The organism is Buttiauxella izardii (assembly GCF_003601925.1).
Classification (GTDB): domain Bacteria; phylum Pseudomonadota; class Gammaproteobacteria; order Enterobacterales; family Enterobacteriaceae; genus Buttiauxella; species Buttiauxella izardii.
In genome coordinates, this window is record NZ_QZWH01000009.1 from 51149 (window position 1) to 65259 (window position 14111).

At 53.8% G+C, this 14111-nt stretch carries 5 protein-coding genes; 2 read left to right on the top strand and 3 right to left on the bottom strand.

The genetic code is table 11. The annotated features are described in order from the left end of the window. The first annotated feature begins 23 nt into the window (after positions 1 to 23). Both D6029_RS06315 and D6029_RS06320 read left to right on the top strand, forming a co-directional pair. Positions 24 to 938 carry an SPFH domain-containing protein gene (locus D6029_RS06315; RefSeq protein ID WP_120063986.1) on the top strand — a complete coding sequence of 305 codons (915 nt, stop codon included), beginning with the start codon at positions 24 to 26 and terminating at the stop codon, positions 936 to 938. Continuing rightward, positions 935 to 1381, top strand: coding sequence for an NfeD family protein (locus D6029_RS06320; RefSeq protein ID WP_120063944.1), 447 nt, complete (start codon positions 935 to 937; stop codon positions 1379 to 1381). The genes D6029_RS06315 and D6029_RS06320 overlap by 4 nt, the downstream gene beginning before the upstream one ends. Here the strand turns inward: D6029_RS06320 and cueR are convergent. From cueR to D6029_RS06335, 3 genes are all read right to left on the bottom strand, one after another. Beyond that, on the bottom strand, positions 1378 to 1788 hold the full coding sequence (cueR, locus tag D6029_RS06325) for a Cu(I)-responsive transcriptional regulator (protein WP_120063945.1): 411 nt from the start codon (positions 1786 to 1788) through the stop codon (positions 1378 to 1380). The two genes, D6029_RS06320 and cueR, sit on opposite strands and share 4 nt — an antisense overlap. 68 nt (positions 1789 to 1856) lie before the next feature. Next, positions 1857 to 11351 carry an autotransporter-associated beta strand repeat-containing protein gene (locus tag D6029_RS06330; RefSeq protein ID WP_120063946.1) on the bottom strand — a complete coding sequence of 3165 codons (9495 nt, stop codon included), beginning with the start codon at positions 11349 to 11351 and terminating at the stop codon, positions 1857 to 1859. Positions 11352 to 11569: 218 nt separating this feature from the next. Then, positions 11570 to 13990, bottom strand: a complete 2421-nt coding sequence (locus tag D6029_RS06335; protein ID WP_167455977.1) for a C2 family cysteine protease — start codon at positions 13988 to 13990, stop codon at positions 11570 to 11572. Positions 13991 to 14111: the final 121 nt, after the last annotated feature.

The following is a 14111-nucleotide window of genomic DNA, read 5'->3' on the forward strand; positions in this document are numbered from 1 at the left end:
AAATAACAATGGAGGTTTTTTTGATGTTAATCGTCATTCCCGTACTGATCCTCGTCGCGCTGATTATCGTCGGCGCCGGGGTAAAAATCGTGCCGCAGGGCTACCAATGGACCGTTGAACGCTTTGGCCGATACACCAAAACTCTGATGCCAGGCTTAAGCCTTGTGGTGCCGTTTATGGACCGCATTGGCCGCAAAATCAATATGATGGAGCAAGTGCTGGACATCCCTTCCCAGGAAATCATTTCCAAAGATAACGCCAACGTCGCCATCGATGCGGTGTGCTTTATTCAGGTTGTCGACGCGCCACGTGCGGCGTATGAAGTCAGCAATCTTGAACTGGCGATCATGAACCTCACGATGACCAACATTCGTACCGTGCTCGGTTCCATGGAACTCGATGAAATGCTCTCGCAGCGCGACAACATCAACACGCGTTTGCTGCATATCGTCGATGAAGCGACGAATCCATGGGGGATCAAAATCACCCGTATTGAGATTCGCGACGTGCGTCCACCGGCTGAACTAATTGATGCGATGAATGCGCAGATGAAAGCCGAGCGAACCAAGCGTGCTTATATTCTGGAAGCCGAAGGGATCCGCCAGGCGGAGATCGTGAAAGCTGAAGGCGATAAACAGTCGAAGATCCTGAAAGCAGAAGGCGAACGCCAGTCCGCATTCTTGCAGGCCGAAGCCCGTGAACGTAGTGCAGAAGCGGAAGCCCGCGCCACGCGAATGGTGTCCGAAGCGATCGCCAAAGGGGATATTCAGGCGATTAACTACTTCGTGGCACAGAAATATACTGACGCGCTGCAACAGATTGGCTCGGCCAATAACAGCAAAGTGGTATTGATGCCGCTTGATGCCACCAGCCTGATGGGCTCGATTGCCGGGATCAGCGAACTTATCGCGCAAAGCGGTACTGAGCGTAAAAAATGATAGCCCTGCTGTTTACCCACGCGCATATCTTCTGGCTCACGCTGGGCGGTTTACTGCTGGCGGCTGAAATGCTCGGCGCCAGCGGTTATTTGCTGTGGAGCGGAGTGGCGGCGGTGCTGACCGGTTTACTGGTATGGATTGTGCCGCTCGGCTGGGAATGGCAAGGCGTGTGCTTTGCCGTGCTCACGCTGGTTGCGGCCTTTCTGTGGTGGCGCTGGCTCTCAACGCGTAAACAGCAACAACCCGGTGAAGTGCTCAATCAGCGCGGCCATCAGTTGATTGGCCGCCGTTTGCGTCTGGATACCACGTTGGTCAACGGTCGCGGCCATATTCGCGTAGCCGATAGCTCATGGCCGGTGATGGCAGACACCGATTTAGCCGCAGGCACCGAAGTGATTGTCACAGCCGTCGAAGGCATCACCTTGAAAATACAGGCGGTTTAAGCCTGTTTCTGGTGATGGCAGCAGCCCGCAAGATTGTTAATAATCGGGCAATCCGCGCTGTCATCGCCGGGGCATGAATCCGCCAGCGCCAGCAACTGTTGGCGCATTCCCTGCAATTCCGTAATGTACTTTTCGATATCCGCGACTTTTTGCAAAGTCCGCGCTTTCACGTCCGCACTATGGCGCGCCGGGTCGTTGAAAAGATTGACCAGTTCACGACACTCTTCAAGATTAAACCCCACCTGGCGAGCCTGGCGCAGTAACGTCAGCTCATCCAGATGCTTTTGCGTGTAGCTACGATAGCCGTTGTCAGAACGCAGCGGCGCTGTCACCAGCCCTTTCTCTTCGTAAAAACGAATCGCTTTACTGGTTAAACCGGTTTTTTTTGCAACATCACTGATGTTCATGTTTCCTCCTGAATCTTCCGTTGAGAGAAGTATAACCCCCTGCACCCGTTCAGGTGCAGGGGGTTTTATCAGAAGCGAATTTTCATACCGACCGAGGCAGAAATATCAGAATCCACCTGCGTGTCTCCGCCGGTGTCCCAGGTTTTACCCACTTCGGTGTACGCCTGCACATCTGCGGTGACGGCCCATGTCGCACCCACTGCGGCTTCGGTAGTCTGGAAGCGCTGGTTAGCATCAATTTTAGTCGCCCCGGCGCTGTTCGCTGTATTGCGATACGTCACGGTGTCTTGCCCATCCGACAGTTCTTGCCACAAGTTAACCCGAATATACGGCTTCACTTTGCCGTAATCGGTGTCGTAATCCGCCGCCAGACGCAAGCCAAGGCGACCAATGACTGCGCCGTCAGCATCCACCGAGACTTTGGTTTTTGACGGGTCGCTCAGCGTCACATCATCAAAATCGCTGTATTGATAGATAAGCTGCGCCTGCGGTTCAATCAGCCAGTTGCTGTCCCAAAGCTGCCACGGTTTACCCACTTCGACCGACGCCACAAACGAGTTGCCATCTGGGCTGTAAGTCTCGCGGTCGCTCATGTTTTTCAGGTCAACCGAGTGGTAGCCGTACTGCAAAACGTTATCGACGTAGAAACCGTTGGTGTCCGTCCAGGTGCCGTAAGCGCCCAAATAAGACGAGAATGTCGAGTTGTACGCCGCGCCACCGCTCATGCCGGTGATGCCATCGATTGAGCTGTCGATATCCATAAAGGTGGTGTACAAACCGGCACGCCATTTCTCGTCCTGATAAACATCCAGCCCCATTTGCATACCGTTATAGTTAGTACTGCTTTGGGATTTCGTCGGATCGTCGTGATGCTGATCGACCGATTTGACGATGTAACGCGCCCAGAAACGCCCTTCTTGATCTTCAGGCACACCCGCCTGCCACGGCTGTTCGTCACCGACGCGCTGATGCAATGTGCCAAGCACGGCGAGATCGGCCTGGCGGATAATCGCCCCGAGCGTGTCGAACCCTGGCACATCCGGGCGATATCCCGCACGTAGGAACCAGTCTTCGCCCGCACCTTGTTGGTTCCCGGCAAATAACTGGTATTCCCAGGCTCCGGCGGTGAGCACGTCGCCGCCGATGTTGAAGGCGTCTTTGGTGGTCTGCGCGGTGGTCGTTGCGCCATTCACCGCTTCGACGACTAAAATACCGTCGCCGGTTGTCGGTTCGCCGAGCTGGCTGACGTCGATATCCAGCAGCGTGTTGCCCGTCGCCGTACCGCCGTTGATCACCAGATGATCGGCAACGCCTGGGCTGTGTTGCTGCGCGGCGATTTTCACCGTGCCGTTGTCGCCGACATAATTGCCATTCACGGTGAGCGTCGAACCGACATCGCCGCCGCGTAAATTAATGGTGCCCTGGTTGTAGACGTTAGCCACGGTCTGGTTGAAACCGCCAGTATCCAGAGTGGCTCCGCTGCTGACGATGTGTGTCGACTGATGGCTAAAGCTGTTGCGACTGGCCGCCGCCAGGGTGCCATTTTCCACCAGCGTAATGCCGCTCCAGGTATTGCGGCCATTAAGGAATGTGGTGCCGCTGCCCTGCTGCAAGACTTGCCCGTTGCCGGAAATATTCCCGTTCAGAGTGACGCTATCAGAACGGTTAATCGCTAGCGTTGCGTCATCGACAATATCGCCCGTCACGCTGCCCCCGGTTCCGCCGTTACCCAGTTGCAAGGTGCCGTTGCGAATGGTGGTTTGCCCGTCGAAGGTGCTGTCTTGCGTGAGGGTGAGTTTGCCGTCGCCCAGTTTGGTGAAGGTGCCGCTGCCAGTTACCGCGCTTAATAGTGAAACCGAATTACCGTTGGTATCCACTGCCCCGCCACCGTCTGCAAGCGTGACCACGCGAGCGGTGTCAAACGCCGCACCGTAGCGCAATGTGCCGCCGCTCAGGCCGATGCCGGTTCCTGTCGCGCCAAGGTTGTTGTCTGCAGAGACTTGCAGTACGCCGCCGCTGACCTGCGTTCCGCCCTGGTACTGGTTGTTGCCGCCCAGGATTAATGTTCCGGCATCGGTTTTGTTGATGCCGCCTTCGCCGTCGATGACGGAGTTAATGGTCGCGGTGTACCGTGCCCCCAGAATAGAGCCGTCGCCAACGCGAATCTGAGTATCTGCGGTATGCGTAGTGATGTTATCGCCGCCAATCACGTAGCCATTGGTGGTGAATTGCGCGCCGCTGATCGCCACTTCCCCCAAGCTGGTATCGACCGTCACGTTCCCCGCCTCGCCGCCAAAGACCGCGAACGATCCGTTGCTGTATGGCGTATTAAAGCGGCCATCTGGCGTGGTGACGTCGGTTGTCCAGTTGTCGTTACCGCGATTGTTCTGCCAGACGCCATCGCCGCCGTTGATCACACCGTTGTTTTTAAGCTCGCCGCCGTTGCCGCCCGTTCCGTCCCAGAAGCGCATGACCGCTCCGGTGCGATTCACAAGGTTGACCTGCCCGGCAATCGAGGTTTGCACATATAGATCGTCCGCTGCCGCAGGGGCTGCGCCAATATCCAGAATGTTATCGCTCAGTGCGCCGGTGTAGTTGAAGACGCGATACACGCCGACGTCAAACGATCCGCCCGGTGTCTGGGCGATATTCAGTTTGCCGTCGAGATTAAGATCGCCATTGATATTGATGAGATCGTTGAGCGTGCCGCCCACGACAAATGGCCTGCCGAACTGGAAGTCGACCTGCGAATCCTGGTTGAGGGTTAACGCGCCCATCTCCAGCACGCCGACGCTTGCAAGGTCTTGCCCCGCAGCCAGATGGCCGCCGTTTTCAATTTCGACACTGCCGCCGAGCACGCCCGCACCGCCCAGGGTTGCGCCACTGTTCACCGTCGTTTTGCCGGTTGCCGCCGCCTGATTACCGTTAATCAGCAACACACCTTGTTGCGCGGTGGCGGTGCCGGTCCAGGTGTTGTCAGCGGTGAGATTGAGCGTGCCGCCGCCAGTTTTCACCAGGTTGCCGGTTCCGCTGATCAGCCCGCTAATGGTGTCATCGCGCCCAAGCGCGCCTTCCACCAGCGTTGCCGCGCCAAGTGCCACGTTACCCGCGCCCGACAATGAGCCGACTGACGCATTCGCCAGTGCCGCGCTGATGTCCACCAGCCCGCCTGCGAGGTTAGAAATCACCGCGCCCGCCGCCTGGGCGTTATCGGCAAAAGTGACGCGCCCGCTGTTGGCAACCGTGGCGGAACCCGCATCGGCATTGTCGTTTAACGCCAGCAATGACGTGGCGTCGACCGCGACGCTGGTGGTATCGCCCTGGCTGTTGCCGTTAAATTCCGCGATACCGCTGTTGGTCAACGTAATGGTGCTTTGCCCCGCTCCGGCGGTGTCGTTAAACGCCAGGCTGGCGTTGTTGACTGCGAAGGTATGCGTTTGGCCGGAGGCTGAGTTGTTAAGGTTTAATTGTGCCAGGTTTGAGAGCGAAATCTGGCTGTTTGCCCGGCCAAAGGCGCCGGTGGTGTTGGCGTTAACGGTTAACTGCCCTGTACCGTTTTTGCCAATAATGCTGGTATCGCCCTGATAGGTGTTTGCCACGCCGAGTTCCAGAACGCCATTGTTGGCCAGAACCGAGGTATCTTTGATAGTCAGTGGCCCATCGCCCCCGATCACGCCTGTCGGCGTGAATGTATGACCGAATACATCTAATGCACCGCCCACACTCCCATCAACGAAGAACAAACGTGGCGTGGAAATGTCTGCACCGGCCTGGAAAGTCGCTCCATTTTTCAATAGTACTGAGTTACTCGTTGCCCCCAGCGCATTGTCATTGTTGATGTTGAGCGTACCGTTCCAAACTTCTACGCCACCGGTAAACACGTTGTTACCGGTCAGGACCAGGCGACCTGGATCGGTTTTTAACAAGCGGATATTGCCGTCCAGCAAATCATTCTGAACAAGGTCGACATTAATAAAGGTGGTGATATCAGCCCCTGTCGCACCGTCCCCTACACGTATCGCAAAATAGCTGTCCGCATGTGTGGCTCCTTGCGATTCATAGCTGTTATCCGGCGGGAAATCGCCGGGCGGATTTGTGGCAGTGAAAAAGAGTTGTGAATCAGGGCGAGCCGGATCGGCATTCAGAATGTAGCCATTGGACGTAAACTGCATACCTGAGGTGAGCACCGAGCCAAAGGCATTGCTTACACGTACTTCATTCGCTTGCCCCTGGAACACCGCAAACGCATCCTGTGCCCACGGTGCATTACCGACACCGGTACTTTGCGTCCAGTTGTTGCTGTTACCCGCGATCTGTCTTGTCCAGTAACCGAAGCCCCCATCGACTTTATCGTTACCCGTCGTTCCATCGCCATGGTTGCCGGGAATAGCGCCGTTATCACCATCCCAATATTGCAACACGTTGCTTGGGTCAACGAAGTTAAGCACCAGGTTGACCTGGTTCGCGATGTTGGTCTGAATCGCGTAATTATTAGCGTCATTCGGCGGAAGCGAATTAATGGTCATGGAGTTGTTGACCAGGCTGCCAGCGTAATTAAACAGACGATAGACGCCAGGGAGGAAGATACCTTCCTGAGTCAGGGCCACATCAAGCGTACCGTCGAGAGTCAAGTTGCCTTTTACGTCAACCAAATCGTTTAGCGCACCACCGGGAACATAAACCTGCCCCAACTGGAACTGGCTATTGGTATCACCCGCGAGCGTCAGATTTTGGTTGATGGTCAGCGTGCCGGTGCCATTGCCACGGTTGTCATCGCCTGGACGCAAGGTCGTGCCACTCTGAAACACCACATCTCCGCCAATCGTGCCAAAGCCGCCGAGAGTGCTGCCGGTCATCACCGTGGTCAGCCCGGTGCCACTTTGCACACCGTTAATCAGCAATGTTCCCTGCTCAACGTTAGTGGTTCCCGCGTAGGTGTTGTTCCCCCCCAGACGTGTTATGCCGCTACCAATCTGGCGGAACGCGCCGCTGCCAGAAATCACGCCGTTTAGCGTCACATCATCAGAATGGTCAACCGTCAAAATACCGTCGTCGGTGATGTTAGTGGTTTCCGACAAACTCCCCACCGTGCCGCCATCGCCCAGCGCCAGTTCTGATCCTGCGCCAATGTAGGTATTTCCGGTGTAGGTGTTATCGCCAAGCAGCGTCGTTTTGCCCGCGCCGATACGTTCCATGCCGCCGGTGCCGCTGATAATCCCGCTGTAAATCTGGTCACTTGTGCCGTCGAACGACAGCAAGCTTGTCGCGCCGGAAGTGGCGACGTTGTAGTTATGAAGAGTGGCATCACCAGAAGTCGATGCGCTGTCGCCGCTGCGTAGCGTCGCGCCGTTGTTGATGTTGATAGCCTGAGCGCCTGCAAGCGTCAGATCGTCGACAATACGGGCGTCGGTGGCATCGCCATCCAGAGTCAATGTGCTCCAGCCGGTGCCAATATTGGTGCCTTTCGCCAGGTCATCCGCGCTAAAGGTTCCCAATAATGCCGGGGCCGCGCCCTGATGAGTGCCGTTCAATGTCAGCGTATTATTCGGGCCACCTTCGCTGAGAATATGAGTGACGTTCGCTAGCGAAACATCGCCCAATGTGGCGCTGTCGTTGCCGTCCGCACCGTTGAAAGTCACCCCGCCGTTAAACGCTCCTGCCGTCCAGCTAAACTGGTCGTTACCCGTTCCCAACACGATTTCACCACGCGTATTCGCCACCGCGCCACTTAACGCCACCACGTCATTCCCGCTGCCGGTAAGAATGGCCTGCGCCGTGGTATTGGCCGCCAGCAACGTGCCGCTGTTGTTGATGGTGGTATTGCCCGCGCCTGAGGCATTAATGACCGGTGCGCCCGTGCCCAGACTGGTTATCGTGCCGGTGTTGGTAATGGTGCGCGCTGTGTTGGCCACGCCATCGGTGGCGACAATCGCTGAACCGGCACCCGCCGCCATATTGATGGTCGCGCCCGAACTCACATTCCCGGCGGTTCGCGCCAGAATACCGACGCTGTTCGCGCCATTGCCGTTGATGGTGTAGCCATTATCAATGGTCAGATTCCCGGTTGTTGGGGCACCCGCCGCATTCATAAAGGCAAATCCATAGCCACTACCAGAAACATTCAGCGTGTTATTGGCCCCAGCCGCGCTGAAAGTGACTGCGGTGCGGATCGCCGGGCCATCGGCGGCATTAATCGTCACGCCATTGAGGTTGATATTCGCCGTATCAGCATTGTTGTTAATGCCCGCGCCGGTGCCGGAAATATCAATAATGGTGTCAGTAGCGGTAAATGATGTGGCTCCGGTATCCATTCGCACGCCGTCAGCGCCGCCGGATGCCGTGATGTGGTTGCCCGTTCCGTTGACGGTCAGATTGGCACCCGAACCAATCAACTGAACCGCCGCCAGGCCGCCGGTCGCATTGACGGTGCCAAGGCGATTGACGACCGCATTCGCGCCGCCGACACGCAGGCCAACGTTGCCGCTTGCGGTTGCACCGCTGACGCTAATCGTATTGTTATTGGTCAATACGCCATTGTTCTGGATATTCACGCCGATATTATTACTGCCGGAAACGCTGACTGGGGCATTCACAATCGCCGCGCCATTATCGTGCAGCAAAATCCCGGTGCTATTTGTCCCTTCTAACGCAATGCCCGCCGTACCATTTAAGGTTAATTCCCCTAAATGCGAAATGTTGTAGCCAACAATACCGCTTTGTAAGGAACTGGCGGTGGTAGACGCCGTTGAGGTGACTTGAGTTAGCAATTCTTCAGGGTCAATCGTGCTGTCGATATTATAATTGCGCCCGTCAATAACTACGGCCGTTGTATTATTGCCACCCAATATAATGCCGCCGTCGCTGATTGTACCTTGAGCGCCACCAGTGACTTTTACCCCGACCGCACCATTACCATTGACGTTTATCCTCGCCGTACCGGTGTTGATTGTGGTTTTAATCCCGCTGGTTTCATCCAGACCGTTGGCAAATATCCCGGTCGCATTTTCGCCGGAGACGGTGAGTTGATAACCCCTAGCCGAGCCATTGCCTGCAAACGTGGCACCGTGGTCAACTGCGAATAAAATCGAGTCTTTCTGGCCGTTATCATTAATAGCCGCACTGCCAATATTAATCTGCGCTTTATCGCCCCAGGCGTAATAGCCCATCTGTTGAGTGTTTTCAAAAGTGAGCGTGGAGGCGGCGTTGATATCAATTTGCGCATCGCCACGAGCGTGAACGCCAATGGCCCCGGCAGATAACAGACGGATAGTGGAATTCAGGTTCACTTGCGCATGTTGAGTATTTAGCCCTTCGGCATACACCGCATAGTTGCGATAAGTGTACGGTTGGCCGTCACTCCCGCCCGTGTCGCCCGCCTTACCCACGGTAATCGAGCTGCCCGAGGTTGTGGAAACTGTCGCCCCCGCTTTCTGCGCCGAGACGTTTATCGCGATATTGTTATCGCCATCCACGTTGATCGTGCCGCTATGGGTGACGATGCCGGTATTATCGACCACGTTCAGGCCATAGTTTGCCGCAGCCGAACCATTGGTGAGCCTGCCTAAAACGTTAATCGTGCCGCTGTTGGTGACGGCACCTGTCGCGCCCTGCACGGAAATCCCGGCTGCGTTACGGGTATTGGCTTCAAGTGTGATGGTGCCGGTGTTATTCACCGCGCCGGAGCTTTGCGTGTGGATCCCCGCAGAAAGAGAGCCCCCGGTCATCGGCACCGCTGTGGGTGCAGTGGCATTTAAAACAGGCGTCACGCCGAGGTAGATATTGCCGGCGTTATTAAAGGTGGCGCTGTCCAGGAGATAAACCCCATAGCCGCCCGCCTTCCCTGCTGCGTTATTGCTATTGCCGACCAGCGCAATCGTGCCGTTGGCGGCGTTAGTAACCGCCGTCGTTCCCGACGCGCTAATACCGCGCGCGTTGTTAGTGGTGGTGTCGGTAATCGCAACGTTGATATGGCCGTTGTTGGTCAGAATGCTGGCACCGCCGCCTTCCATGCCCACGCTTCCGGCGTTAGACTTATTCTGATTGCTGCCGTCTTTTTCAATAAACAGCCCGGCGTTTAAGGTGCCGTTGTTAATGGCCGTCGCGTCAGTCGTCGACATCCCGACAGAGGTCGGGCTGCGCCCACTACTGCGCCAGGCGTTGATTGCCCCATCGTTGGTGATGGTTGCGTTATTGTCGGCACGCATTACCGCCGACGCGCCATCCACCGCCAGAGAACCATCCGCCACCACCAGCCCCGAGGCATTCGCTCCGGTGGCGTAAATCACGTTTAAATTGCCGGTGCCGAGCGTGGCGTTATTAGTGTGAATACCTTTGTCGTCCCAGACGTGATAAGTCAGTTTGATGCTGGTGTTTTCTTCTTGCGCCAGCATTCCGGTGATAATTGCGTCGTAGGTATTTTGTGCTTCGACCGACGAGTCAATGACTTCACCATTTACCGTGGCACCTGCCGTTAGCCAATATTGAATCTGCGGTTTACCGGCATAAGCCCCAGCACCGATCAGGAAGTCGTTTACCCCTGCAATATCAGTGGAAGAGTTAATCACAAAGGTTTTATTGCCGAGCAGGAATACCCTATTCCCAACCTGTTCATAATTGGGCAGTGTTATTGAGAAATCGTACTTAGAACTTTGCGCCTGAATGTCTTGTGTATCATTCGCCAACACAATCGCCGGTCTAAAGTGAATGTAGTTATCCGAAAGCCATTGTGTGCTGCTGGTTGCGGTTCCGCTGCCATCGGCTTTTGCCAGTACGGAGTTTTTGGTGAGTAAATCAATAGTATTAGCGGCGGCTGAAATAGGTGCGGCAGTATCGCTCGAGCCGACATTAATATTGGCCTGCCCGCCGGTTGATGCCACTGAGGTAATGCCAAAATTATTGTAGATACGAATAGAATCGCTATCAAAAATAGGCAAAATCATATTACTGACGGGAACATCAACTGCCGAAATAAAGGTCGATGAATCATAAATACTGATGACTTGATAGCTGCCATCCAGGCCAGGAACTTCAACGTTGAGTTCCTTATTTTCTTGTGGCGTGGCTGGAGCCGGTGAATAGTTGTACTGGCTGATATTGGCTTGAGTTATCGGCGTGGTTGCCCCAGTAGAATCTGAAGCATTAATGATGGTGATGCGGTTGGGGTCAGTACCCGAACCATTCGGCAGCGCATTAAACACCGTAACACTTGTGGCAGTACCATCAGATCCCGCAGCAATAATGGGTATCGGCCCGAGAACGTTAAGCGTGGTGCCTGGCGCAAAATGGTTGGCGGCGGTAAGGCTGTCGATAGTAAACGCATAGCCCGTCTCACTAATTTGATCATATGGCGAGATGAAATCGTAGTTCGGATATTCAGCACTCCATTGCACATCGTCAGCGAAGGCGGAAGTTCCATAACTCCCGGCAAGCACTAACGCTGTCACTAATAACTTTTTACCACCCCTTCCCGCTCTGCCGCCCTTTTTCCCCGCCCGAGATGTTTCTGCAACCGCAATAAAACTGTTCGCAACATGGCTCCACACCAGTCGATAGATATTATTCATAAGCAATCTCTACATAGCCACAATGAGTAATAACGCGCTGAAACATAACGAAAACGACAAACACGTTTCGAAATACTTTAGATAACAGTAGTACATGGCTGTGCATTGAGAATGGGAATGGCAGAAAAAGTATGACTTAACTAATACTGCCTCACATAATGCTTTGAAAAGGTGGGAGTTACCTCCACCCGATTGGGCGGAGGTGAAGGGCTTAACTATCAGGCATGTGAAGCGGCGAGCGTTCCGTTATTAACATGATTAGGTAAGGCAGAGTGGGTAAGCGCTGCCGACGGCGAGGTGTTCATTGCCGCCATCGCGTGAACCAACGGCCCGGCAGCGCCGGAAGTGTCGTTTATATTTGCGATAAGAATGTTGGTGCTGAAATTTCCCTTCTGCCACATTTCATCCATTGAGGCTTCAAATGTTCCTTGAACATTGTCGTTACGGTAAGCGCCCCAAGGGTTGGTCAAAATAAAATCCTGGGTCGATTCATCAAAACCGATAATTCCAAATGCATGCCCACTCACGAAGTTTGTTTGCCCGGTCGCGGTATTTTTTGAATTGGCCCAACTGGAAAGTTGTGCCGGCGCACCATTGAGCACCGCCGTTTTCAGGATTTCAAAATTAGTGGTGTCCCATTTTTCCTCAGACGTTACTAACGCTCGGAATGAAGTCAATGTATCGCCGGTAATCTCCTCCATCTTAATATGACCCCCTCCCAGGCTTGAGTAATTATTAATGTCATTCATATACGTGGCTTCAAAAGCAACGTTCGCACGTTCAACAATCGCCGCCCAACTTGAATTAGCCGAATTCTCACCGTAGCTGCAAACATTACCATCGACGGTCACCCAATGAGGCTCTCCTTTATTAAAGAAACGCACGCTATAGGTGTTATTTGGGTTCTCAACGATCATTGATTTAATGAAATCAGGTGCAATATTCACCACCGCCTGAAGCGCTGAAAGAAGAGCACAATCGCTAACGCCTCCTTGAGTAATGTCATTAATGGATGGACCCCCTTTGGCGAACAGCGGGCGACCTTCGACATGTGCCATTGAAGATGATGCTGGCGCGTTTGCCCCATCAAACCAGGTGGAAATTAACTGATTAAATTGTGTGACAGACGAGCCAGCAGCCAGGCTACCGATTCGCTCGCCAGGCCCCGTTGCCGTCCAGTTAATGGATGCACCACTTGTACCAATCAGCCCATTGACCAGCGAATAGATTGCCGAGTCAGTTCCGCAAACGTTGCCAATTTCCTGCACATAATTTTTGATATCACCGTACTGGTTGGCGCTGAGATTGCCGGTTAATTGCGCGGCAAAATCTTTCAGTACAGACTCAATCGACTGGAAGCTGAATAATGAAGCGTCGTTGGTGACGGCATTGTGCATCAGCTCTTTTAGCGCCGGGTCGCTGATTCTATCAACCAGTGCGAATCCCGTTTCTACAGACGTGTTAATTAATGAATTCTGGCTTTCTGGCAATTGCGCAATTTGTTCAATCGACATCAATTGAGAAACGGTTAGCAGCTGATCGGTCGACAAGGACGACATGACATCGCTCAGTGCCGGTAAATCATTAATCGTCCAGAAGTGCTGGTAGTCCAGGGCCGCGAATGTCGCTGGGCTAAGCGTTCTCAGCTGTGCTGGGGTGAAGGCTGCAAACATAGCTGTATCGAGATTGTTGAGGAATGCTGCCGGAAGCAACGATAGATCATCGCCAAAGCCCGCAATTTGAACCGGCGTAAATCCATTGATTGCCGCCGCCGGAATCAAGTCAAAACTCTTCAATGCCTGAATTTGCTCAGCACTGAATGTTGAAACCTGCTTCGCCGTCAGTCCCAGATATTCCTTTTTAGATAATTGTCCAATGGCGGAAACAGACAACCCGGAAATATCTAAATAACCGAATTGCTCGCTGGTCAAATCGCCAATACGCGATGAGGCGGCAACTTGCGCAGCGGTTAATGCCGCCAGATGTTGGTTATCCAGCTTTAAGAAATTAGCCGACGTTAACTCGTTAAGGTGCTTGCTGCTAATTGCCTGGAATGTCTCTGTACTCAGATTGTTCAGGAAGGTTGAGTTGAACCAGTAAAAGGTGGTCGTCCAACTGGTTATCTGGCTGACCGTTAAGGCCGCCGCATGCGCACTATCTATGCCGGTAAGATTAGCACCTGTCAGGCCGCTAAGTTGTTTGGCATTGATAGCCTGAAATGCTGGAATACTTAAGCTGTTCAGCCAGTTAGCATCGAACCAGTAAAAGCTGCAATTGATACCCGCGACCTGCTCGGCTGTGAAAGTGGATAAATGCGCTGCATCCACACCACAAAGCGTGTTGGCGGTGAACTCACCCATCTGAGCGGGCGTTAGGCCCTGAAGCGCCTCCATGCTCAGGTTGTTGACCCAACCAGGCTTAAACCAGTACATGCTGATACTGATTTGTTGCACCATTTCGGCGGTAAACCCAGCAGCGGCTTCGTCCGGCATCCATGAGGTGTGGCCCATCGCGTAAATTTGCGCTGGCGTCATTTTGCTGACGAAATCGGCGGTCAGTAGCTCGTAATCCGCCTGACTCCATGAACTAATTTTATTAAGGTCAGGCATTGCAGTGTTGTTTTGAGTTGAATCAGACACAGTTGTCTCCTTGCCGGAATACATACCTAAAAAGAGTTAAATAAAACCCTAAAGGATGAAAATAATTATTGATGGGTAATCCACCCATTTCTTCATAAAAAAGAAATAGATGAATTCAGGT

Coding starts and splice junctions, on each gene's coding strand:
- D6029_RS06315 (WP_120063986.1), top strand. CDS start 24: ATGTTAATCGTCATTCCCGTACTGATCCTCGTCGCGCTGATTATCGTC.
- D6029_RS06320 (WP_120063944.1), top strand. CDS start 935: ATGATAGCCCTGCTGTTTACCCACGCGCATATCTTCTGGCTCACGCTG.
- D6029_RS06330 (WP_120063946.1), bottom strand. CDS start 11,351: ATGAATAATATCTATCGACTGGTGTGGAGCCATGTTGCGAACAGTTTT.
- cueR (WP_120063945.1), bottom strand. CDS start 1,788: ATGAACATCAGTGATGTTGCAAAAAAAACCGGTTTAACCAGTAAAGCG.